Consider the following 20,631-nt stretch of genomic DNA (forward strand, 5'->3'; position numbering starts at 1 on the left):
GCGAACCTGTACGCCGAATGGATCAACAACGACCGGCAGCTACGCGCCCTCATCACCCAGATGCGCGACATCGCCGCCGAAGCCACCGAACTGATCACCAGACACGACACCAAGGCGGCCGAGGTTTAAACGCAAGCTGTAGCGGGCTATTGGTCGGATAGGGGGCTATCGAGCAGACCGCGGGGTGCTTGGAGGCCGGGCTACTTGACGGCGCTGGCCACTAGGCCGGCGACGTAGTACCGCTGGAGGAGTAGGTAGAGCATGATGCAGGGGATGGCGGTGACTGCGACGCCGGCCTGCATGAGGCCCCAGTTCAGTGTGCCCAGTTGGTTGGAGGCGAGCACGGTCAGGGTTACCGGCAGGTGGTCCTGGTAGTACTGCGAACCGAAGCGCCCGATGGGCAGAACCTGGTGGCCACGCCGCTCGACCTGAAGCTCGGCCGCGCGCAGATAGGACTCCTCGCCCGTTTCGCGGTAGAGCTCGACCAGCGCGGTCCCGACCTCGGGATGCCCGTCGATGAGCGGCAGGTCGTCGCCGAGCGCGCTGACGATGAGGTCAGCCACTCCCCGCGCGACCGCGAGGATGCGCTTGTCGCCGCCACCGCGATGCAGGGCCACGGCAGCTTGCAGGAGATGTCCCGCGCAGTACAGCTCGTGGCTGTATTCGAGATGCGCGAACCGCTCCACCCCCGCGGTCCCCTGTACGTAGGTGTTGAGGTAGCCGTCGGAGGTCTGCACCTGCTCGAGGAGATCGGCAGCCTCGGACAGGACGTCTGCCCACTGGTCGGTGCCGGAGCGGCCCATCTCCCAGCCGATCGCCTCGAGGGTCTTGTACAGATCGGAGTCGGCGAACCACATCCCCGCGAACCGGCCTTGCGGGGTGTCCGTCCCCGCGTCGGCGAGCCGGCTGAAGTTCGTGATCACGCCGGTACGCCGGACGTTGGCCAGACAGTGCGGAATGGTGGCCGCGGCGTTGAGCTCCTGCCATTTGCCCAGCAGGGAGGCGGGATCCAGTCGGGCGGCGCTCAACGGCAACGGCGCGAGGCGCGGGAGCCTGCGCGGTGCGGCTGGTCCAAGGATGTCGGCGTGAACGGGCCCGACCTCGCGTTGAGGGTTCACCGGCTACCTCCCGGCTAGGAAAATCAGGAAAAGGTTTTCTCGACCGAGAACTTAAGCCTCCTAGGCGCGTCGGTCAAGACCATGGCCTGGTCCATCGCCGCGTTGAGGTATCTTCAAGGAAAATGTTTCCCGCTTGAGGACCAGGACCGCGCCATGACCGAAGAACCCGGCCCCCCGGCCGTCGTCCGCCGGGTCGGCATCGCAGATGTCGCCGCCAAGGCGGGCGTCTCCGTGGGCACAGCGTCCAAGGCCCTCAACGGCCGCGGCCGGCTCCGTGACGAGACCCGCGCCCGGGTCCGCTCCGTCGCCGCCGAACTGGGCTTCGCGCCGAACAACGTCGCCCGGAGTCTGCTGACCGGACGGACCTTCACCGTCGGCGTCATCACGACCGACAGCTACGGCCGGTTCGGCATCCCGGTGATGCGTGGCGCCGAGGACTCATTGGCCGCCGGCGAGATGATCGCGTTCCTGTGCGATGGCCGCGACGACCCCATCCGCGAGTCGCACCACCTGCGCAAACTGCTGGAGCGACGGGTCGACGGCATCATCGTCGCGGGCCGTCGTACCGATCCGCGACGGCCGCTGGGCGACGACCTGCCAGTTCCTGTCGTCTATGCCTTCGCGCCCAGCAGCGATCCGGACGACTGCAGTGTCGTCAGCGATGAACGCGGCGCCGCACGCCTCGCGGTCGAGCACCTGGTCAACACCGGCCGCCAGCGGATCGCCCACATCACCGGCCCGGAATCACACGCCTCCGCTCGCGAACGGGCCACCGGCATGGCCGAGGCGCTGGCCGCGCAAGGCCTCGAACCTGTCGGCCATCCGCTCTTCGGCAGCTGGACCGAGGCCTGGGGACGCTTCGCGGTGGCACAGTTGCTCCGGGCAAAGGAAGACTTCGACGGGGTGTTCTGCGGCAGCGACGTGCTAGCCCGCGGGGTGACCGATGGATTGCGGGAGGCCGGGATCTCCCTGCCCACCCAGGTCGGCGTCGTCGGGGTCGACAACTGGGGTCTCGTCGCCGAAGCGGCCCGGCCGCCCCTGACGACGGTGGATCTCGGCCTGGAGGAGATCGGCCGCCGCTCCGCCGAACTGTTGCTCGAAGCAATCAACGGCCGCCCGAGCCCAGGCGTCCACGTCGTCCCCGGCCACCTGGTGGTCCGGGAGTCCTGAGGTCAGCGCTCGGTGACGGTGAAGGTGACCTTCGAGCCGGGTTTCAGCATCGTTCCGGCGGCCGGGGAGACCTCGATGATCTGCTCGAGGGTGTTCTGGGAGACCTTGACGATCTTGAGCTCGGGCCGCAGACCCTGGGCGATGAGCAGGTCTGCGTAGGCCTGCCGGTCGAGCATGCCGGATTCCGGTACGCCGACCAGATCCGGGACGACCCTGATGCGCTGGAGAACGCGATCGACCTCTGCGGCACTGGTTGACGACTCCACCTGGAACCAGACGCTCAACGACGGAACGAAAACCATGCCGGAGCAGAGCAGTTCGCCGGTCTTCGTGCAGGTCGTCCGCTGACGTTCGGCCCGCACCCCGTCGATCTCGAAGATCTCGTCGGCGGAGAACTTGGGGTCGTACTTCCCTGGCTTGCCGGTTCCCAGCTGCAGGCTCTCGACCCCGCTCGGCCGAGGGGGAAGGCAGAGGTTAATCGCGCCCAGGTTGATCATGACCGTGTCTCGTTGCGGCGTCCCACAATGGTGCTGGTTCGTTCCCCACTCCCGCGGTATGGCAATCGCCACATGCCCGAGGCCGACCAGACGCAGCCGCTCCGGCGCCTGCGAAGCCACCGGCGGTTTCGTCTGGTCCGGATTCGTGCCCGGTGGCGTGAGCAGAGCCGTTCCGCCGACTGCGACCACCACGGCGGCCGCGGCGGTCAACGAGATCACCGCCGTACGACGCCGCCGGCGGCGGGTGGCGCCCGCGCGCATCGCTTCGATCGGTGGCGGCCCGACGGTCGTCCGCTCACCCGCTTGTTCGAGCAACTCGGTCAGCTTGGATTCGTTCATCAGATTCCTCGCAGTTCTGCCAGGTTCGGGTCCTCGGCCAGCGTCTTCAGCGCTCGCGCCAGACGGCTCTTCACGGTGCCCGAAGCAACTCCGAGTACGGAAGCCATTTGCTGTTCGCTCAGGTGCGCGTAGTAGCGCAGTACGACGGCGGCGCGTTGTTCCCGGGTCAGCCGGTCGAGCGCACGCATCACCGCGTCGGAGTCATCGACGCCGATGGTCTCGTCGAGGCTTGTTCGGTCCGGGAGTACCGCGGTCGGCCGCTCCCCCGTCCACTTGCGGCGACGCGCGGAGATGAAGAGGTTGATCAGGATCCGGTGGACGTAGGCGTTCCGGTCCTCGGCCACCCGTACCTTGTCCCACTTCAGCAGGCACCGTTCCAGCGCCGTCTGGACCAGATCCTCAGCCTCGGGCCGGCTGCACCCCAGCAACACCGCGGAGCGCACCAAACCGGTCCAGCGCGCCGCGACGTACTCGCTGAAGTCGTCGTCCTCGCTCACACCTCACCTGCTCTCACACCTGATAGACAGGATGGCGGCAGCGCGAGGTTCCCTCAATCTCACACCAAGCGGCGGGCGATGAATTCCAAGAGTTGCTGGTGGGTTGCGGGGTCGGCGGCCGCGACCAGACCTGGGCCGGTGTGGAGCGGTGCGCCGCGCAGGTCGGTGACGATGCAGCCGGCCGCCTGGCAAAGCGCGATGCCCGGCGTGAAGTGCACGCTGTCCCGGAGTATTCCGTTCGACACGTACGCCGCTCGCCGTCCGGCCGCCGTCCAGGCCAGGGTGAGCGTGGTCGACGAGATCCGCGGCGCGAAGACGTCCCGGAAGTCGCGGTCGATCAAGTCTGCGGGCAGCAGCACCGCATCGCGAGGCGCGTCGGCATCCACATCCACCAGCCGTGAGGTTGCCGACGGCACCAACTGTGAGTCGATGCCATCCCGGCGCAGCGCAGCCATCGTACCGGCGGTCCAGAAGATCTCCCCGGCGAGCGGATCGGCCACCGCCGCCACCACAGTCTCCGCGCCGGACCGTAGCGCTATGTTCACTGAGAAGAGCGGCGTCTGCGCGGCGAAGTTGAGCGTGCCGCAAAGCGGATCGATGAGCCAGGTGCGGTCGCCCTGCCCGGAGGCGCCGAACTCCTCGCCCACCACCGCATCGTCGGGCCGCGCCGCCCGGATCACCTCGCCGATCGCCTTCTCGGCGGCGAGGTCGGCGTCGGTCGCGAAGTCGGTCGGCGACTTGTCATGCCGCCCGACCGCGGTCCCGTACATCCCCCGAATCACCGCTGCCCCGGCCTCGGCCGCCGCGATCGCCACCTCGATATCGTCCATAGCCGTCAGAGATTACGTGAGATCACCAGCCGCATGATGTCCGAGGTACCTTCCTCGATCTCCTCCAGCTTCGCGTCCCGCATCCACTGCTCGACCGGGAACTCGCGCGAGTACCCCCAGCCGCCCAGGGTCTGCACGGCGGCCCAGGTGCAGAACATCGACGTCTCCGAGGCGGTCAGCTTCGCCATCGCCGCCAGTCCGGTCGCGGGCTGCCCGGCATCGAGTTGCCGCGCGGCGTGCAGCGTCAGCAGCCACGCCCCCTGGATCCGGGTCGCCATGTCGGCCAGCCGGAACGCGACCGCCTGGTGCTCGATGATCGGCTTGCCGAACTGGCCCCGCGTCCGCGCGTAGTCCAGCGCGAACTCGTACGCCGCTCGCGCCGCGCCGGTGGCCGCCGCGGCCAGCACGACCCGGGAGATGTCGAAGGTCTCCATCAGCCCGTAGAACCCCTTGCCCTCGGCCCCCAACCGGGCGGAGGCAGGAACGAAGACCTCGTCGAGGAAGATCTCCCGGCAGACGATCGCCCGCTGCCCCATCTTCTTCATCGGCTCCCCGAACGTCATCCCGGCGGCGCCCTTGCGCAGCAGGAACGCGGTGACCCCCTTCGGCCGTTCGGCCGGGTCGGTCTTGGCGAAGACGACGTACCGCTCCGCGAGTCCGGCATTGGAGATCCACGCCTTCTGCCCGGCGATCAGGTACCCACCGTCGACTCGCTTGGCCTGCGTAACGATCGACGCCGAGTCGGATCCCGATCCCGGCTCGGTGGTCGCGAGCGCGGTCAATGCGGAGTGCGGACCGGTCAGCGGACGCAGCCAGGTCTCCTTCTGCTCCGGCGTACCGAGCGCCAATACCGGGTCGGCGAAGAAGCCGTGCGAGCAGAGCAGATTGCCGATGCCCGGATCACCCCAGCACAGTTGCTCCTGCACCAGACATTGCGTGAAGACGTCGGTGAAGCCGCCGCCGCCGTACTCCTGCGGCAGCATGAAGTCGGTGATGCCCACCTTCGCCGCGGCGGCGAAGATGTCGAGCGGCGAGACCACGTCGGCCTCGTCCACCTCGCGACCGCGCGGCCGGATCTCACGGATCGCGAAGTCCTTGCACAGCTCGATGATCGAGCGCTGCTCGTCGGTCAGCGGCCAGTACTCCATCAGTGTGCCTCGGATCAGGGCGTCGTCACGGTAGGTGTCCATCACAGCAGGGCCTTCGCCGCGCGGCTTGACTCGAGGATGTGGATCACCGTGGGGCGGTCGCTGGTCAGCGCCGTCTCGATCGCCCCGGCCAGCTCGGCCGCGCCGACCAGAACCCCGCGGCAGCCCAACGACTTGCCCAGGGCAACGAAATCGGGGTGGCCGAGGGCAACGGCGTGGACCGGGTCGCCCCGATCGGCCATCTCGTTGCGGATTTCTCCGTAACCACCGTTGTCCACGACAACGATCGGCAGCGGCAACCGCAGTTCGGCGGCGGTCGCCAGCTCGGCGATGGTGAACATGATCCCGCCGTCGCCCTGGAGCACCAGCACCGGCAGCTCCGGGTTGGCGACCTTCGCGCCGATCCCCGCCGGGAGACCGTAGCCGAGCGTTCCCGCACCCGTCGGATAGAGGAAGCGGCGCGGCAGGTTCGACAGTGCTCCGTAGTAGCTGACCATCGCGTTGTCGGCGGCAACGATCGCCTCGGGTGGGAGTGCTGCCTCGATCGCGGCGAGCATCTCCAGCCACGGCTCACCCTCGGCCCGGGCGTCGGCCTGGTGCCTCGTTCGCAGTACTGCGGCGCGCGCGGTCCCGTCCGCTGACGAGTCGCCCAGGTGCGCGAGCAGGTCGTCGAGGACTCGCCGGCAATCACCCACCAGGGCATGGGTGGCTGGGGCGTTCCGGTGCATCGAGATCGGATCGATGTCGATCCGGACCAGCTTGCCGGTCAACTCCGGCAGACCGAACCACCAGTCAGACGGCGCAAGCTCGGTGCCAACAGCAACCACCAGATCAGCCTCCCCCACAGCCGCCTGTACTGCGGGGTGATGGACGCCGGCGCCCGCGTGCAGCGGGTGGTCGGTCGGGAAGGCGCCTTTGCCATTCGCCGTCGTGAACACCGGCGCGCCGAGCGCGTCGGCGAACGCGACCAACTGGTCAGTTGCCTGGTGCGCGCCCCCGCCGACGATCAGCACCGGCGTCGCCGCGGCCGCCAACGCGGTCGCGGCGAGCGGGCTGCCATAGGCGGTCGACGCGGTTGGGGCGCCGGGCGCGTCCGGCAGGAGTGGCGCCCTTGCCTCTTCCTCCAGCAGATCGAGTGGGATCTCGAGGTGGACCGGGCGCGGCCGGCCCGACGTCATCACGGCGAAAGCCCGGGCGACGGCCAGCGGGATCTCCTCGACGCTGGTCACCCGATGGCTGTACTCCACGATGGCGTCCATTGCCGCGCTCTGGTTCTTGACCTCGTGCAAGAAGCCGTTGCCCAGCACCGGGTGCCACAACGGCATGCCAGGCGAGATGAACAGCACCGGGACCGAGTCGGAGTACGCCTGAGCCGCCGCAGCCGCCGCGTTGAGGATGCCCGGTCCTGTCGTGGTCAGGACGACACCCGGCCGGCCGGCCGAGCGCGCATAGCCGTCCGCGGCGTACCCCGCGCCCTGCTCATGCCGCGGCGAGATGTGCCTGATCCCGTGCGCTGCCAGCGCCGCGTACACCGCCAGGTTGTGAGTGCCGGGAATCCCGAAGACAGTGTCGACGCCCCGCGCTGCCAGCGCAGCGACCAGTACCTCTCCCCCACTAGGCATCTGTCACCACCAGTACGTCGACCGCAAGCGCACCCGATGGCGACACCCGGACCGGGTTGATCTCCAGCTCGACCTGCGACAGCGATGGCGAATCCTCGCCATAACAACCGAAGTACCCCGAAAGCACCATCGCGTCGACCTCGCCCGACTCCTGCGCCAGCCGGACGGCCTCGGGATACGCGAACAGGTCGGCCTCCCCGGCGCCAGCCAGGTCGACCGGATTCGCCACCGAGGCTCCGGCCGGCAACACTCCGGCCAGCCGCTCCCGCAACTCCGGCGAGAACGCGGGGAACAGCAAGCCGTTGCTGACGGCAACATCAGCGGCGATGCCACCTTGTCCGCCGCTGTCGCTGACCACCGCAAGACGCCGGCCACGTACCGGCTGCCTCGCAAGGAGCAGCGCCGCGGTGTTCACCAACTCCGTCGGCGTCGCCACCCGCAGCGCACCAGCCGCCCGGCAAGCGGCGTCCACCACGTCGAGCGCCGACGTCAGCGACCCGGTGTGGGACCGAGCCAACCGCTGACTACCATCGCTGCCTCCCGTCGTCAGCAGGAGAACCGGCTTCCCAGCCTCGGTCAGCCGTGACAGCACCCGGACCAACTCGTTGCCATCGGCAAAGCTCTCCAGGTACACAGCGACAACGCGGGTCGCGCTGTCGTCGACAAGGTCTTCGAGCAGCTCCCGCGCGTGGAGGTCGGCCTGATTGCCGATCGACACGAAGCGAGACAGGCCGATCCCCAGCCGCTCACCCAGTCCGGCGATCTCCAACCCCAGCTGGCCGCTCTGCGAAACCACCGCCAGCGAACCCGGCGTGAAGTCGCCCCAGGCCAACTGGAGCTCGCCCGCCGCGTCGTACAGCCCAAGGCTGTTCGGCCCGAGCAGCCGAGCGCCGGCCGCACGGACGCGCTCCGCGATCCCATCGGCCAGGCGGGCTGTGATCGCGAGAACAGCCGGCACACCGAGCTTCAGACCCTGGTCGATCACGTCAGCAGCCGAGGTGGCGGGCACGCAGACCACGACCAGCTCGGGCACCGAAGGTAGCTCGCCAAGATCCCGCCAGGCCGGCTGCCCGAGCACCGAAGATCCCTTGTGATTGACGAGAAACACGTCCCGCCGATGCCGGCCGCCGAGTGCCCCGCGCGCCAGCCAGTAACCCCACTTGGCCGGATTGTTCGATGCGCCGACGACAGCGACCGATGCCGGATCGCGAAACGAGGCCAGCTCCATCAGAACTGACCGAAGCGGGCATCGATCGCCAGCAACTGCTCCGCGGTGAACGCACGCGCCGCTTCGCGCAGCGTGCATCGATCGGCTCGCGCACGGACGAAGGCCCCGCTCACGATCCGCCGCATCTCCGTCCGGATCTGCCGATCGGCTTGTGCGGCATCGGCGCCGATGTCGCCGAACAGAGTCCACCACCACCAGGCATTCGTCGCCGAGTTCGCGACGAAGTCCGGTACGACGTGCACTCCACGCGCGGTCAGCATCGCCTCGGCTTCAGGCAGCACGGGCAGGTTGGCTGCTTCGGCGATCAGAGCAGCCCGTACTTCGTGCTGGTTCGCCGGCGTCACGCAGTACGAGATCGCGGCCGGGACCAGGACGTCGGTGTCGATCGCCAGCCACTCATCACCCGGAGCCTCGACGTCGGCTGAACGCAGTACCGAGCGGTCGATCTCGCCGAAGTCGTCGCGGGCGCGAAGCAGCGCCTCGACGTCGAGGCCCGCCGGGTTGGCGATCACTCCGTTCGCGTCGGCGATACCGACGACCTTCAAACCGGCCCGCGCGAGGTAGCGAGCGGTCGCGCCACCCATCGAGCCGAACCCCTGGATGACAACCCGTGTCCCCTCCGCGGGACGGCCGAGCTCGTCGAGCGCGGTCAGCACCGCCTCGGCAACGCCGAGGCCGCCGGCCAGCTCCCCCAACCCGATGCCGTCGTCCTCGACCGCGAAGGCGGCGGCGAGCCGGGCGATCGCGGCCTCCTTGTCGTCGAGCAGCGGATACACCGCCTGGATCGAGCTCTCCAGCCCCAGTTCGGTCACCACCTCGTCGATCAGCTTCTGCTGGAGCCCGAGGTCCTCGCCGGTCGTCCAGTGCCGCTCCAGCAGAGCGCGCACACCTTGGAGATAGCGGGACAGCACGCCTCGCATGCGAGGGTCGTGAGGGCTGCAGTCGATGCCGCCCTTCGCACCACCGAGCGGCACGTAACGGTTCTCGGGCCGGTAGTAGAGCCCTTCCTTCAGCGTCATCCCCGCCGCCAGGCCGCGGACTTCGGCCAGAGTGCATCCCTCCCGCACTCTGAGCCCGCCGCTGCAGACGCCCCGGACCAGCCGGTCGATGACGAGAAAGCCCTGCAAGCCGGTGACCGGGTCTGTCCAGGTCAGTTCGAGGTACGGAGCATCAGTGCCGACGACGGCTCGGGCGGGCGTGACGACGGACACCGGGGCGGCTCCTGACTCAGCGACTACTACTGAACGTTGGTTCAGTATCAGTTCGGCGCCGGGACACTGTCAAGGAGCCGTAACTCCTCGACAGCGAGCTCGGCGCAGACCTGAAGCAGCAGCCAGGCCCGCAGCTCACCCCGGGTCGGCCTCGCCGTGTGCACGACCATCCTGACCGCCAGACCGTCCAGTAGCGCGGTGATCCGGGTCGCGGACGCGCGCGGATCGGCTGACGTGAACACGCCCGTCTCGACGCCGTCGGCGACCACCTTCGCGATCTCGTCGACCCACCGGCCATGGAGATCGGTCAGCACCTTCGCGAGCGTCTTGTCCCGCATCGCCGCCGACCACGCGTCGATCCAGATCTGCCAGCCCCGCGCCCGGCCTGTCGGTGAGTACCAGTCGAGGGCGGCCATCAGTCGCGTGGCCGGCGAATCCGCACCGCGCAGGACCCGGCCCAGGGTGGCGAGGTCGCGCTCGGCGGCATGGATCAGCGCCTCGGCGAGCAGATTCTCCTTGGTCTGGAAGTGGTACACGATCAGCGCCGGGCTGACACCCATCGCGCCGGCCACGTCGGCGATCCGGACGACGGACATCCCGACCGCCCGGATCTGGTTCAGCGTCTCGTCGAGCACCTCGAGACGGCGGACCTCTGCGTTCTTCCTCGGCATCCTCCGACTCTACGCCACTGCTGAATAACGGTTCAGCGGATGGCTGGTGATGCAGCGTCCGGGACGAGCATCATCGGCGTCCCGGTCGCGGTGATCGGGGTCGACCAGATGTCGGTCGTCGCGTCGCGCTTGAGCGCATAGAGCAGGTTGCCGGCGTCTCGCCAGAGCGGCTGGTCGTCGATCGCGTGGCCCTCCGCGGGATGTGTGACCCGGCGGCTGCCGAGATCCAGTACTGCGAGCCGCCAGCTCCCGTCGGCGTTCTTCTGCTTGTAGGCGATGCGTCGTCCGTCCGGCGAGAGGGACGGGCATTCGGCGTTCTGCAGAATGGCATCGCCGCGATACCGGCGATAGTCCGCCTCGATCAGATAGGTCTTTCCCTTGCTGCCCAGGGTGACGTAGAAACGGTTGCCGTCGGCAGCGAAGGTGACGCCCCAGTAGTTGACGTCCGATGCGAAGTACCGCCGGCCGTCGACGAAGACAGGGATTTCCTCGATGCTCTTGACCAGGCGCCCGGTGTCGACCTCGTAGAGGCCAGTGCGAGTGGAGAACCCGGAGGCGGCGTACGAGTCGCCGCTGACGAACAACGTCCAGTTCACGATCTTGCCGTCGGGCGAGACGCGGGCGCGGCTCGGCGTACCGGGCAAGGTCTGCTGATGCTTGATGGCGAGGTCCGCGCCGAGCACCAGCAGCTCGGTGAGCGGTGGCAGCGAGCCCGCCTTGGTACGCAGGCAGATGCTCGTACTGCGTGCCGTCGCGAACCGATCGCACATCAGGTTCCCGACCTGCCGCGTGCCGTCCGGATCATCGGCGGACACCGCGGCGAGCTTCCCCTGATCCGGTCCCTCGGCGAGGTTGCGGAAGTACAAGTTGCCGGGGGCAAGCGCCAGCCTGCCGGACACCACGGGCCGCGCGTTGACCGCCGGACCGCCGCCACGCGCCTGTACGACGTACAGGACCGCGGCACCGATCAGCAGAATCATGCCAAGTGCGCTGGCGAGAACCTTTTTCATCGTGCTTCCTCCCAAGGTCTTACGACGGCAGCCGCGATCGTGACCACCAGCAGGGCGCCGGTAGTCAGCAGTAGCGCCGGCCGAAGGTCCCACAAGGTCCAGACGAGGCCTACGAGCACTGCTGACACCATCCGGGCCAATGCCTGACCCGTCTGGAGTAGTGCGAGTCCGCTCGCCCTCAAGTGTTCTGGGAGCAAAGGACCTGCTACGGCAGGCAGTACTCCGTCAGTCGCGGCGTAGAAGATCCCGTGTAGACACAGCGCGGCAACCGCGAGCCACGCACTCTTCGCCGGACCGCAGAGCATCAGCAGGGCTACTACGAGAGCTACATGTCCTGCCAGGAAGAGCTTCCAGCGTCCGACGCGGTCAGCTAGCCGCCCGAGCGGAACGGCCAGCAGCAGGAAGGTCGCGGCCGTGCCGATCGGAAGCAGAGGGAACAACGCGGTGTCGACGTCCCACCGCCGCTGCAGCGCCAGGTAGACGAACGAGTCGGTGATCGTGACCAGCCCGAGTGCGGCAGCCCAGCCACAACACCTTCGAAAGGCCTTGATATTCAGGAGTTTGAGCATGCCTCGGATAGGCACAGCGCCGGGCGGTCCTTGCCGCGGGTGGTCCTTGACCAGCACGACCAGCAGCAGCACGCCACATCCGGCGACACAGAAGCTGGTGACGAAGACGGCGTCGAAGTCACCCAGACTCGCCCACAACACCCCGGCCGCCACCAGCGGTCCGAGTAGGGCGCCGACCGTGTCCATTGCCCGATGGACGCCGAACGAGCGACCCAGCGACTCGGGTGCGCTGCTCAACGAGATCAGCGCGTCGCGGGGCGCAGTACGGATTCCTTTGCCTGCTCGGTCGAGGGCCAGCACGCCGCCGATCGCGGCGATCGACGACCCGGCTGCCAGCAGCCCGAGCTTGCAGGCTGCTGACAACCCGTAGCCGATGCCGGCGACGGCTTTGAGCCGCCGCCAGCGATCGGCCACATGCCCGCCGACAAGTCGCAGTACCGCGGTCGCCCCGGCGTACAGCCCGTCCAGCAGACCGAACTGCAAGGGGTTCAGACCGAGCCCGATCACCAGGTAGAGCGGCAGGATCGCCGTCACCATCTCCGAGGAGATGTCGGTGACCAGACTGACCACACCGAGTGCGACCACGTTGGCCGGCGCGCGACGGCCCCTGCGCCCGACCTTGGTCGATGCGCTACTGCGACTCTCGGCGAGATACATCAGTCCGGCCCGTCAGTGGCAGGTGTAGGTCGGGCTGCTGTCCTTGACGGTGCTGTCGAGACCGACGAGCTGAGTCTGGAACGTCGTGTCGGTCATCGAGAGCTTCAGTACGCCGTACGTCTCCTGCAGCAGCTTGGCGGTCGTCGGGTGCGCTGCGCTCACCGGGTACCACGGCGCGCCGCCCATCCCGCCGATGATCTGGACCGGGCCGTTCGGATCGGCCTGGCCGTTCGCGTTCTGCGGGAAGAAGCGCTCGTAGTGGTGGTCGTGCCCGTTGAGCACCAGGTCGGCCTTCGCGCCGACCAGCGTGTTCCACAGCGAGGCGAGGTTGGGGTTGTCGCCATGGTCGCCGGAGCTGTACCGCGGGTGGTGGAAGTAGGCAGCGATACAGCCCTTGGTGTTCTTCGCGAGGTCGGCCTTCAGCCAGGTGAGCTGCTCCGGCTCGGCCAGGTACTCACCACTGAAGTCGTTGGAGTCGAGGGCGATGAAGTGCCAGTTGCCCTTGTTCCAGCTGTAGTACCGCTTGCCCTGCGGCTTTGCGATCGCCGCACCGAAGTACTGCTCGTAGCCGGCGAACGGGGTGTTGTCGTAGGTCTCGTGGTTGCCGGGAGTCGGCTTGGTGATCGACTTGAACCGGCCCCACGTCTTGGCGTAGTAGTTCTGGAAGTCCGACAGGTGGGCGTCGTCGTACTGGTTGTCGCCCATCGTGAGGACATTGGCCGGAGCCATCTGCTCGACCAGGTTTGCCGTCTTGGGGTGCACGCAACTGGAGCTGGACGCGGTGCACTGCTCGGCGATGTCGCCGGCCGCGGCCAGCACGAAGTTGCCGGTGCCACCCGCGGCGGTCGTCACGGTGATAGCCGCGCTCGCCGCCGACTGGTTGCCGGCCAGGTCACGAGCACGCACGGAGTACTGGTACGCCGTACTGGCCGTCAGCCCGGTGTCGTTGTACTGCGTGGTGGCGGAGGAGCCGACCACGACGCCATTGCGCAGTACGTCGTAGCTGCTCACGCCGATGTTGTCCGTCGACGCGGTCCATTGGAGTGCTGCGGACGTCGCGGTGATGGCGGTGGTCTTCAGGCCGGTCGGCACAGTCGGGGCCTCGGTGTCACCGCTGGAGTCGGTGGTGCCGAAGACCTCGAGTTCCCACAGCGAGTAGCCGTAGCTGGTGCCTCGCTGGGTCCCGACCAGGCGGACGTACCTGCCGTGCGCCACGAACCCGGTCAGGTCGTCGATCGCGCCGTTGCCGGCGGTGACTTCCTTGACGGTCCGGAAGGTGGCCCCGTCGTCGGAGACCTCGATCCGGTACGCCTTGCCGTAGGCCACTTCCCAGTTCAGCTTCACCCGGCTGATGGTGGCCGGCTGGCCGAGATCGACGCGGATCCACTGCGGATCCACGCCCTCGGTGCTGCCCCATCGGGTCGTGGTGCTGCCGTCGACCGCACGTTCGCCGGTCAGCGAGCTGGTCTCGTTACTGGAGGTGAGGACTGGTTTCTGCCGGGACAACAGCACATCTGCTGTCGTGCCGGCGGTCGCGTCGGAGATGCCGATCGCGGCGACGAACACTAGCGGTAACAGGATTGCCGAACGGCGGATGCGTCTGAACATGAGGCGGACTCCCGGGGCGGGTCAGTGAATTGTTAGGAAAGTTACCTAACAGATATCGCACCGTCAATGCCCAGACGCCCCTGCTCACCATACTTCGGGAGACGATATATACTCGCTGCCGTGAGGAACCAGTCGCCGACGCTGACCGAATCGCAGTACTTCCTGCTGGCCGCTCTCCTGGACGGTCCACTGCACGGTTACGGCATCATCAAAGCCACCGAACAAGCCACCGATGGGCGACTCCGGCTGGCCGTCGGCACCCTGTACGGCGCCCTGGAACGGCTGGAGCGAGCCGGCTTGGTGGAAGCCGATCACGAGGAGATCGTGGACGGCCGCGCCCGGCGCTACTACCGCCTGACCGACGACGGAGGCGCGATGCTTCAGCGCGAAGCCCTTCGCCTGCAGCAAGCGGCGGCCGTCGTCATCGGACGCGCCCGGACGGCCGAAGCGTGAACCGTCTCGTGCTGCTCGCCTATCCCAAGGCCTATCGCGACAGCCACGGCGATGAGCTCTTGGCTTGTCTCACTGAGGTTCACCCTGGTCGCGAGTGGCCGCCGTTGCGCGAGGCAACCGCCCTGGTGCGCGGCGGCGTACAGGAACGGGCTCGAATCATTGCCGATGACAAGAGCCGGTCATGGTGGCTAGAAGGTCTGCAGTTGGCCGCGCTTTGGCTTGCCCTGCTCGCGCTGGTGCCTTATTTACAAGACGTATGGAACTGGATGCTGCACATCGACCCAGCCCGGCATGCGATCAACTTCCACTTCAACGGCTGGTATCCGTGGGCAACAGGCGAGGGGACGCGAACCCGTTTGCTCCCCTACGGTCTGCTCCCGCTGATCGCCTTCGTCGCGCTGCTACGCGGCCGGGCGTGGATCGCACTGCCGGCCGTGGCCGCGATGATCTACTCCGGGATCACGATCGGGACGTCGAACGTCTTCGGTGATCAAGGCGTTTCGGGCGCGAGCTACTACGGCCTGGGCGCGCCGATCCTTGCCCATGACATCGTTCTTCCGGTGCTGTTGTTCGCCGCTTGCGCAGTCCTTACGGCGAGGACTTTGCAGCGATACAGCTACCGCTGGCTGATCCCGGTCGCGGTCTTCATGTTTGTTGCCGGAGGCCTCCATCTCGCCTCCTACAACCCGTGGTTCCAGCGTGGCCAGTTCGTCCTCGAGGTCGCGGTGATCATCATCGCGGGCTGGGCAACCATCGCCACCCGCGACTACCGCTGGACGATCCCGGTCGCTGCCTTCGCGATCGTCCGGGTCGAGGCTATACTCACGGACTCGACTCTCCTCGCCTTCCATCCGCAGCCGAGCACAACCGTCCTGCTGGCACTGGCCGCCACCCTGCCTGCCTTGATCCTGGCGACCAGAAGGAACACCCAACTCAAATGAAGTCCCTGATCGCCTTCGTGGCGCTCTACGTCCTCGCCGTATGCACACCTTTCGGCCAAGCGGCAGAGAACTCCCTCATCGTCGGCTACGCCGACCAGGCACGCATCTTCCACATCCTGTACTCCATCGGACCGCCACCCCTGAAGGCCGAATGGGCAACCCTCATCATCGGCCTGGCGCTGATCGCGATCGTCGCCGTACTCCGCCGGCAGTGGCTCAACGGCCTGGCGGGCCTCGGCGTCGCGGTCGCCACCATCGGCGGCACAGAGGTCCTCAACAAGTTCATCCTGCCCCGCCCCGACATCTCGGATGCCCCTCGCACCATCGTCGAGGCAAGCTTCCCCAGCGGCCACGTCGCCATCGCCGCAGGCCTGACCGTCGGCGCGATCATGGTCGCCTCACCACGCACCCGCCCGTACGTCGCAGCGGCGGGTGCACTCTGGCTCGCGATCACGGCGGCCGGAGTACAGGCTCTGTATTGGCACCGCCCAAGCGACGCCCTCGGCGCCACCCTCCTAGCTTGCGCCTGCTACACCATCGCCAGCCGCAAACACCCAATGCCGAAGCCGCACACAGCCCTCGTCCTGACCGTCGCGGCACTCGGCGCAGTACTGGCCAGCTCGCGAACCGACGCCTACGCCCGCCCGCTGATCTTCGCCACCACCGCCACCCTCTGCGCCGCCCTCCTCTGGTTCACAGTCACCCGCAACTCCCCAGCAGAGCAACCCGCCTCAGCGCGCATGGCCGTCCCGACCGACAGGACATAGTCCCCGTACTGCGGCCGAGCGCCGCTCCCGTGAGCGTGGCGCCCGTCCCAACGACCGACTATGTCCTGTCGATCGGGACGACGGCCCGGGTTGGGCTACCCGTACACCGGGAGGGGTTCGCCCCTCGGTATGGGGTTAGCCCCTTGCTCTACCAGTGGGCGATGCCCCCTTGGAGGGGCGAAGCCCACCGATTGCTTGCCCGGCCCGGCCGGGTGGGGTGGTGGCTTGGTGGTGGGCGTCTGGGTTATGGGCGTCCGTAGGTTTCCAGAAGGCGCAGCCAGATCTCGTTGATGGTGGGGTAGGCCGGGACTGCGTGCCAGAGGCGGTTGAGGGGGACTTCGCCGACGATCGCGATGGTTGCTGCCTGCAACAGGTCTGCGACGTCGGGGCCGACGAAGGTGACGCCTAGGAGCACCTTGCGTTGCTCGTCTACGACCATCCGGGCTTTGCCCTTGTAGTCGTCGGCGTGGACGCTCGCGCCCGCGATGTTGCCGAGGTCGTAGTCGACGACGCGGGTCTGGTACCCCGCTGCCTTCGCGGCGGTCGCGGTGAGGCCGATCGACGCGACCTCAGGTTCGGTGAAGGTGACCTGCGGGACGGCTTGCTGGTCTGCCGTCGCGACGTGCGTCCCCCACGGCGCATCCGACACCGGTACGCCGTTCGCGCGGGCCGCGATCACGTCACCCGCTGCACGCGCCTGGTACTTGCCTTGATGGGTCAGCAGCGCGCGATGGTTGACGTCGCCCACGGCGTACAGCCAGTCATAGCCGCTGACCAGCAAGGTGTCGTCGGTCTCCAGCCAGCTGCCGGGCTTCAGCCCGATGGTCTCCAGGCCGATGTCCCCGGTCCTCGGGGTGCGGCCGGTCGCGACGAGCACCTCCTGCGCCGAGACGGTCGAGCCGTCGCCCAGCTCGAGGACAACCTCGTCGTCCACCCGCTTCACGCTCTTGGTCTCGGTCTTGAGCAGCACGGTGGCGCCGAGTTCACGCAACCCCTCGGCCACCAGCTCGCCCGCGAACGGCTCCATCGCACCGAGCAACCCGCTCCGCGCGATCACGGTCACCGCAGTACCGAAACCGGCGTACGCCGTCGCCATCTCGGTGGCCACCACACCGCCACCGATGATCGCCAGGCTGCGCGGCACCGTCTTCACGCTGGTCGCGTCGCGACTGGTCCACGGGTCGACGTCGCGCAGTCCCGGGATGCCAGGCACGAGCGCGTCGGAGCCGGTCGACACGACGATCGCGTGCCGTGCGGTGAGCACCTGCCCCGCGACGGTCACCTCCTTCGGCCCGGTGATCCGCCCGTGGCCGCGCACCAGCGAGATGCCGGCGCTGTCCAGCCACTTCACCTGGCCGTCGTCCTTCCAGTGGCTGGTGAAGTCGTCGCGCCGGGCAAGCACGGCCGGTACGTCAAGCTCACCGGTCACCGCCTGCGCGGCACCCGGCACCCGCCGCGCGGCGCGGAGTACCTGGGCCGAACGCAGCAGCGCCTTCGACGGCATGCAGGCCCAGTACGAGCACTCGCCGCCGACCAGTTCGCTCTCGACGATGACCGCGGTCAGACCGCCCTGGACCGCGCGGTCGGCGGCGTTCTCCCCGACGGCTCCGCCGCCCAGAACGATGACGTCGTACTCCGTCGTTTCCATGCCCGGCTCCGCCTTACTTGTCGTCGTCCGCGGTACGGACGATCCGGTATCCGCTGTCCGCCAGTTTCCTGGTCATGTGCTCGGCGTACCACTGCGGCCACTGCTCGTCGAACTTGCCGCCGAGCTCCTCCGCCTCGTGTACGCCGTGCGCTGCCGCTGCCGCTGCAGCGCGTCGAGAATGACCCAGGTCTGGTCTTTCACCGCATCCATGGTCGCAGTCCTCGCTCAGCGGCCCGGTGCCCGGGTAACGACTTCCTTCACGACCAGGTGCAGCCCCGGCGGCGTGACCTGCACGACCCTGTACCCCTTCTCGTTGGAGAAGTCAGCGTCAAGCCGCCAACGAGCTGTACGTCAGCCGCCAGGCCCCTTGATGGCTTCTCGCTGTGGCGCCGGGACGTGCCGGCTGAAGGTCAGGCAGAGGCTGGCCGCGACGCAGGCCAGCGCGACCGGGATCATCGTGTAGCGGTAGCCGGCCGTCGTCGCGACTATGGCCGCGCCGAGTGGGCCGATCGCGCGGGCTGCCAGGACCGGCGTCGCGAGTGCGCCCGAGATGGTGCCGTAGCCGGAGGCGCCGTACCGCTCGAGCAGGATCGCGGGGGTGGCGAGCGTGGAGACGCCGAAGCCGAGTCCGAACAGGACGATGCAAAGGGCCGCACCGAGCGGGTGTCGACCGAGTAGCGGCAGGATGCCGATCGCGAAGCACTGGATCAGGAATGTCCGCGCGGCGATCGTCGACATGTCGAGCCAGCGCTGCAGGACCGAGGTGACGATCCGGCCGGTTACGGAGTACAGGCCGAGGAGTCCGGTCAAGCCGGCGGCCACTGCCGGCTTGTAGCCGAGGTCGACGAGGAAGAGCACAAGGTGGACCGACACGATCGCCAGCGCGCCGCTGTGCAGGACGAAGCCGGTCGTGATCAGCCAGAAGCCGCCGTCGCGCAGTGCTGCGCGGATCGCTCGACTGCGATCCGCGCGGTCGGAGGCTGATCTCGAATGCGACGGCCGGGTGTGCCGGAGCGCCAGCGCATGCAGGGGCACGGTCACCAGGTTGTGGACCAGGCCGAGGATCAGCAGTGCGTGCCGCCAGCCGTGCGCCCGGATCAGCTGGCCCGCGAGCGGGATGAAGATCGTGCTGGCGAGGCCGGCCACCAACGTCACCACCAGCAAGGCGTTGGTACGCCGCTTCGGCTCGAGTACTGCGACCAGTACGGCGATGGCCGGCCCGTAGAGGACCATCGCCGACGCGATCCCGATCAGCACGAACACGGCGTACAGCTGGACGACGTTCTGCACCTGCGACCAGGCGAGCACGGCGGCGCTGCCGAGTAGCGAGCCGGTCGTCATCATCAGGTGGGCGCCGCGCTTGTCGAGCCACCGGCCGACGGGCACCGACATCACGCAGCTGACCAAGATCGCCAGGGTCAGCGCACCCGCCGAGGTGGCCGTGGAGATCCGCAGGTCGGCACTCATCGGGCCGAGGAAAACGCCGAAGACGTAGTACAGGACTCCGTAGCCGACGGTCTGGGTGATGGCGAGTGCGGCCACCACCAGCGAACGGCTGCTGCGCGGGTCATCGGCGATGACGCTCGGCTCATGCTGCGCAGACATTGTGCTGACTATGTCCGCAGGCTGGCCATCCAGCAAGGGGCCGATTTATGGTCCACTCGTTCTGATCAGTTTTGGACCTCTGTGGCGGGCCAAAATGGCTTTAGGTTGAGAGCATGAGCAACCATTCCTGGCCGGCGTACAGCAGGGCGTGCGGCGCGATGTTCCTGGTCGGCAGCCTTGCGGCGGTCTCCGGCGTCGTGAATGAGTTTCCCTTCTACGGCGGCCAGGCCGCGCGCTACCTCATCTCCGCCGTGCTGCTGTTCGCCGTCGCCTTCGCTCGGCGGATCCCGCTGATCCGGCCGACCACCCGCGAGACGCTGCTACTGATCGCGCTGGCCGCGACCGGGCTGGTTCTGTTCAACCTCTTCGTCATCGAGGGGACCAAGCACGCCAACCCGGCCATCGTCGGGACAATCGTTGGGACGGTCCCGATCGTCCTGGCGCTCGCTGGGCCACTGATGCGGCGTACCAGGCCGTCCGGGCGGATCCTCGTCGCCGCCTCGATCGTGGTGGCCGGCACCGGTGTCGCCTCCGGACTCGGAACCTCTGACCTGCAAGGCATCCTGTACTCCGTCGGCGCGCTCGCCTGCGAAGCGTGCTTCTCCCTGCTGGCGCTTCCGCTGCTGGTCCGGCTGGGGCCGGTGCGAGTGTCCGCCTACACAGCCGCCACTTCGGTGCCGATGCTGCTCGGCCTCGGGTTGCTGACGGACGGCTCCGCCTTCGTTCGTACTCCGAGCCTCGCCGAGCTCGGCGGGTTGGCCTACCTCGCTGTGCTGGTGAGTGGCGTGGCCTTCCTGCTCTGGTACCGCGCTCTTCCTCAACTCGGCGCCGACCGGGCCGGTCTGTTCGCGGGGGTCATCCCGGTCGGCACGATCATCACCTCGCTGGTCCTCGGCTTCGGGCTTCCTGCGCCGGGTGAGCTCGTCGGGGTCGCGCTGGTCATTGCCGGGTTGCTGGTCGGGCTCTATCGACCGCGGACGGTGGCGCCGGCGGTCGTCGTACGGGAGGAAGTTGACATCCGGTGATGTTCGGCGTGCAATAT

At 68.0% G+C, this 20,631-nt stretch carries 20 protein-coding genes; 5 read left to right on the plus strand and 15 right to left on the minus strand.

What is annotated here, in order from left to right; translation table 11 throughout:
* Positions 1–200: 200 nt before the first annotated feature.
* Complete coding sequence (locus A3ES_RS0129715) at positions 201–1,118, minus strand: beta-L-arabinofuranosidase domain-containing protein (RefSeq protein ID WP_020390488.1); 918 nt, start codon at positions 1,116–1,118, stop codon at positions 201–203.
* A gap of 153 nt (positions 1,119–1,271) precedes the next feature.
* On the opposite strand from A3ES_RS0129715, the gene A3ES_RS0129720 reads away from it, so the two are divergent.
* Entirely contained in the window at positions 1,272–2,288 is a 1,017-nt protein-coding gene (locus A3ES_RS0129720) for a LacI family DNA-binding transcriptional regulator (protein ID WP_020390489.1), read from the plus strand.
* A 2-nt stretch (positions 2,289–2,290) separates the two neighbouring features.
* On the opposite strand, the gene A3ES_RS0129725 is transcribed toward A3ES_RS0129720, so the two are convergent.
* Genes A3ES_RS0129725 through A3ES_RS56820 form a run of 11 tightly spaced genes read right to left on the minus strand, consistent with a single transcriptional unit; the run spans position 2,291 to position 14,175 of the window.
* Positions 2,291–3,124 (minus strand): PASTA domain-containing protein, encoded by an 834-nt coding sequence (locus tag A3ES_RS0129725; RefSeq protein WP_020390490.1) that lies wholly within the window; start codon positions 3,122–3,124, stop codon positions 2,291–2,293.
* Positions 3,124–3,621, minus strand: a complete 498-nt coding sequence (locus A3ES_RS0129730; protein WP_020390491.1) for a SigE family RNA polymerase sigma factor — start codon at positions 3,619–3,621, stop codon at positions 3,124–3,126. The genes A3ES_RS0129725 and A3ES_RS0129730 overlap by 1 nt, the downstream gene beginning before the upstream one ends.
* 59 nt (positions 3,622–3,680) lie before the next feature.
* Positions 3,681–4,451, minus strand: a complete 771-nt coding sequence (locus A3ES_RS0129735; protein ID WP_020390492.1) for an inositol monophosphatase family protein — start codon at positions 4,449–4,451, stop codon at positions 3,681–3,683.
* 5 nt (positions 4,452–4,456) lie between these two features.
* The gene (locus A3ES_RS0129740) at positions 4,457–5,641 is read right to left on the minus strand and encodes an acyl-CoA dehydrogenase family protein (protein WP_020390493.1); all 1,185 of its coding nucleotides are present in this window, start codon (positions 5,639–5,641) and stop codon (positions 4,457–4,459) included.
* On the minus strand, positions 5,641–7,221 hold the full coding sequence (locus A3ES_RS0129745; RefSeq protein WP_020390494.1) for a thiamine pyrophosphate-binding protein: 1,581 nt from the start codon (positions 7,219–7,221) through the stop codon (positions 5,641–5,643). Before A3ES_RS0129745 ends, A3ES_RS0129740 begins: the two co-directional genes overlap by 1 nt.
* Positions 7,214–8,449 carry a CoA-binding protein gene (locus A3ES_RS48855; protein WP_020390495.1) on the minus strand — a complete coding sequence of 412 codons (1,236 nt, stop codon included), beginning with the start codon at positions 8,447–8,449 and terminating at the stop codon, positions 7,214–7,216. Before A3ES_RS48855 ends, A3ES_RS0129745 begins: the two co-directional genes overlap by 8 nt.
* Complete coding sequence (locus A3ES_RS0129755; RefSeq protein ID WP_020390496.1) at positions 8,449–9,660, minus strand: Glu/Leu/Phe/Val dehydrogenase dimerization domain-containing protein; 1,212 nt, start codon at positions 9,658–9,660, stop codon at positions 8,449–8,451. The genes A3ES_RS48855 and A3ES_RS0129755 overlap by 1 nt, the downstream gene beginning before the upstream one ends.
* A gap of 47 nt (positions 9,661–9,707) precedes the next feature.
* Positions 9,708–10,331 carry a TetR/AcrR family transcriptional regulator gene (locus A3ES_RS0129760; RefSeq protein WP_020390497.1) on the minus strand — a complete coding sequence of 208 codons (624 nt, stop codon included), beginning with the start codon at positions 10,329–10,331 and terminating at the stop codon, positions 9,708–9,710.
* A gap of 32 nt (positions 10,332–10,363) precedes the next feature.
* Complete coding sequence (locus A3ES_RS0129765) at positions 10,364–11,341, minus strand: TolB-like translocation protein (protein WP_020390498.1); 978 nt, start codon at positions 11,339–11,341, stop codon at positions 10,364–10,366.
* Complete coding sequence (locus tag A3ES_RS0129770) at positions 11,338–12,567, minus strand: MFS transporter (protein ID WP_020390499.1); 1,230 nt, start codon at positions 12,565–12,567, stop codon at positions 11,338–11,340. The genes A3ES_RS0129765 and A3ES_RS0129770 overlap by 4 nt, the downstream gene beginning before the upstream one ends.
* Before the next feature lie 12 nt (positions 12,568–12,579).
* Positions 12,580–14,175: a discoidin domain-containing protein gene (locus A3ES_RS56820; RefSeq protein WP_020390500.1), complete on the minus strand. Its 1,596-nt coding sequence runs from the start codon at positions 14,173–14,175 to the stop codon at positions 12,580–12,582.
* 120 nt (positions 14,176–14,295) lie between these two features.
* On the opposite strand from A3ES_RS56820, the gene A3ES_RS0129780 reads away from it, so the two are divergent.
* Genes A3ES_RS0129780 through A3ES_RS48860 form a run of 3 tightly spaced genes read left to right on the plus strand, consistent with a single transcriptional unit; the run spans position 14,296 to position 16,336 of the window.
* Positions 14,296–14,628 carry a PadR family transcriptional regulator gene (locus A3ES_RS0129780; protein WP_020390501.1) on the plus strand — a complete coding sequence of 111 codons (333 nt, stop codon included), beginning with the start codon at positions 14,296–14,298 and terminating at the stop codon, positions 14,626–14,628.
* Entirely contained in the window at positions 14,625–15,569 is a 945-nt protein-coding gene (locus tag A3ES_RS0129785; protein ID WP_020390502.1) for a hypothetical protein, read from the plus strand. The genes A3ES_RS0129780 and A3ES_RS0129785 overlap by 4 nt, the downstream gene beginning before the upstream one ends.
* The gene (locus A3ES_RS48860) at positions 15,566–16,336 is read left to right on the plus strand and encodes a phosphatase PAP2 family protein (RefSeq protein ID WP_020390503.1); all 771 of its coding nucleotides are present in this window, start codon (positions 15,566–15,568) and stop codon (positions 16,334–16,336) included. The genes A3ES_RS0129785 and A3ES_RS48860 overlap by 4 nt, the downstream gene beginning before the upstream one ends.
* 244 nt (positions 16,337–16,580) lie before the next feature.
* Here A3ES_RS48860 and A3ES_RS0129795 read toward each other — a convergent pair whose 3' ends face one another.
* The 3 genes from A3ES_RS0129795 to A3ES_RS0129800 form a co-directional block, all read right to left on the minus strand.
* Positions 16,581–17,984, minus strand: coding sequence for a dihydrolipoyl dehydrogenase family protein (locus A3ES_RS0129795; RefSeq protein ID WP_020390504.1), 1,404 nt, complete (start codon positions 17,982–17,984; stop codon positions 16,581–16,583).
* Positions 17,985–18,056: 72 nt separating this feature from the next.
* Entirely contained in the window at positions 18,057–18,194 is a 138-nt protein-coding gene (locus A3ES_RS54405) for a hypothetical protein (RefSeq protein WP_157630814.1), read from the minus strand.
* A gap of 141 nt (positions 18,195–18,335) precedes the next feature.
* On the minus strand, positions 18,336–19,589 hold the full coding sequence (locus A3ES_RS0129800) for an MFS transporter (RefSeq protein WP_020390505.1): 1,254 nt from the start codon (positions 19,587–19,589) through the stop codon (positions 18,336–18,338).
* A 113-nt stretch (positions 19,590–19,702) separates the two neighbouring features.
* On the opposite strand from A3ES_RS0129800, the gene A3ES_RS48865 reads away from it, so the two are divergent.
* The gene (locus A3ES_RS48865; protein WP_020390506.1) at positions 19,703–20,614 is read left to right on the plus strand and encodes a DMT family transporter; all 912 of its coding nucleotides are present in this window, start codon (positions 19,703–19,705) and stop codon (positions 20,612–20,614) included.
* Positions 20,615–20,631 lie beyond the last annotated feature (17 nt).

Source organism: Kribbella catacumbae DSM 19601 (assembly GCF_000372465.1).
Classification (GTDB): Bacteria; Actinomycetota; Actinomycetes; order Propionibacteriales; family Kribbellaceae; genus Kribbella; species Kribbella catacumbae.

Excerpts from the sequence above, each read along its gene's own strand:
- A3ES_RS54405 (WP_157630814.1), bottom strand. The coding sequence starts at position 18,194 with ATGGATGCGGTGAAAGACCAGACCTGGGTCATTCTCGACGCGCTGCAG.
- A3ES_RS48865 (WP_020390506.1), top strand. The coding sequence starts at position 19,703 with ATGAGCAACCATTCCTGGCCGGCGTACAGCAGGGCGTGCGGCGCGATG.
- A3ES_RS0129735 (WP_020390492.1), bottom strand. The coding sequence starts at position 4,451 with ATGGACGATATCGAGGTGGCGATCGCGGCGGCCGAGGCCGGGGCAGCG.
- A3ES_RS0129720 (WP_020390489.1), top strand. The coding sequence starts at position 1,272 with ATGACCGAAGAACCCGGCCCCCCGGCCGTCGTCCGCCGGGTCGGCATC.
- A3ES_RS0129725 (WP_020390490.1), bottom strand. The coding sequence starts at position 3,124 with ATGAACGAATCCAAGCTGACCGAGTTGCTCGAACAAGCGGGTGAGCGG.
- A3ES_RS0129795 (WP_020390504.1), bottom strand. The coding sequence starts at position 17,984 with ATGGAAACGACGGAGTACGACGTCATCGTTCTGGGCGGCGGAGCCGTC.
- A3ES_RS0129740 (WP_020390493.1), bottom strand. The coding sequence starts at position 5,641 with ATGGACACCTACCGTGACGACGCCCTGATCCGAGGCACACTGATGGAG.
- A3ES_RS56820 (WP_020390500.1), bottom strand. The coding sequence starts at position 14,175 with ATGTTCAGACGCATCCGCCGTTCGGCAATCCTGTTACCGCTAGTGTTC.
- A3ES_RS0129745 (WP_020390494.1), bottom strand. The coding sequence starts at position 7,221 with ATGCCTAGTGGGGGAGAGGTACTGGTCGCTGCGCTGGCAGCGCGGGGC.
- A3ES_RS0129765 (WP_020390498.1), bottom strand. The coding sequence starts at position 11,341 with ATGAAAAAGGTTCTCGCCAGCGCACTTGGCATGATTCTGCTGATCGGT.
- A3ES_RS0129800 (WP_020390505.1), bottom strand. The coding sequence starts at position 19,589 with ATGTCTGCGCAGCATGAGCCGAGCGTCATCGCCGATGACCCGCGCAGC.
- A3ES_RS48855 (WP_020390495.1), bottom strand. The coding sequence starts at position 8,449 with ATGGAGCTGGCCTCGTTTCGCGATCCGGCATCGGTCGCTGTCGTCGGC.
- A3ES_RS0129760 (WP_020390497.1), bottom strand. The coding sequence starts at position 10,331 with ATGCCGAGGAAGAACGCAGAGGTCCGCCGTCTCGAGGTGCTCGACGAG.
- A3ES_RS48860 (WP_020390503.1), top strand. The coding sequence starts at position 15,566 with ATGAAGTCCCTGATCGCCTTCGTGGCGCTCTACGTCCTCGCCGTATGC.
- A3ES_RS0129770 (WP_020390499.1), bottom strand. The coding sequence starts at position 12,567 with ATGTATCTCGCCGAGAGTCGCAGTAGCGCATCGACCAAGGTCGGGCGC.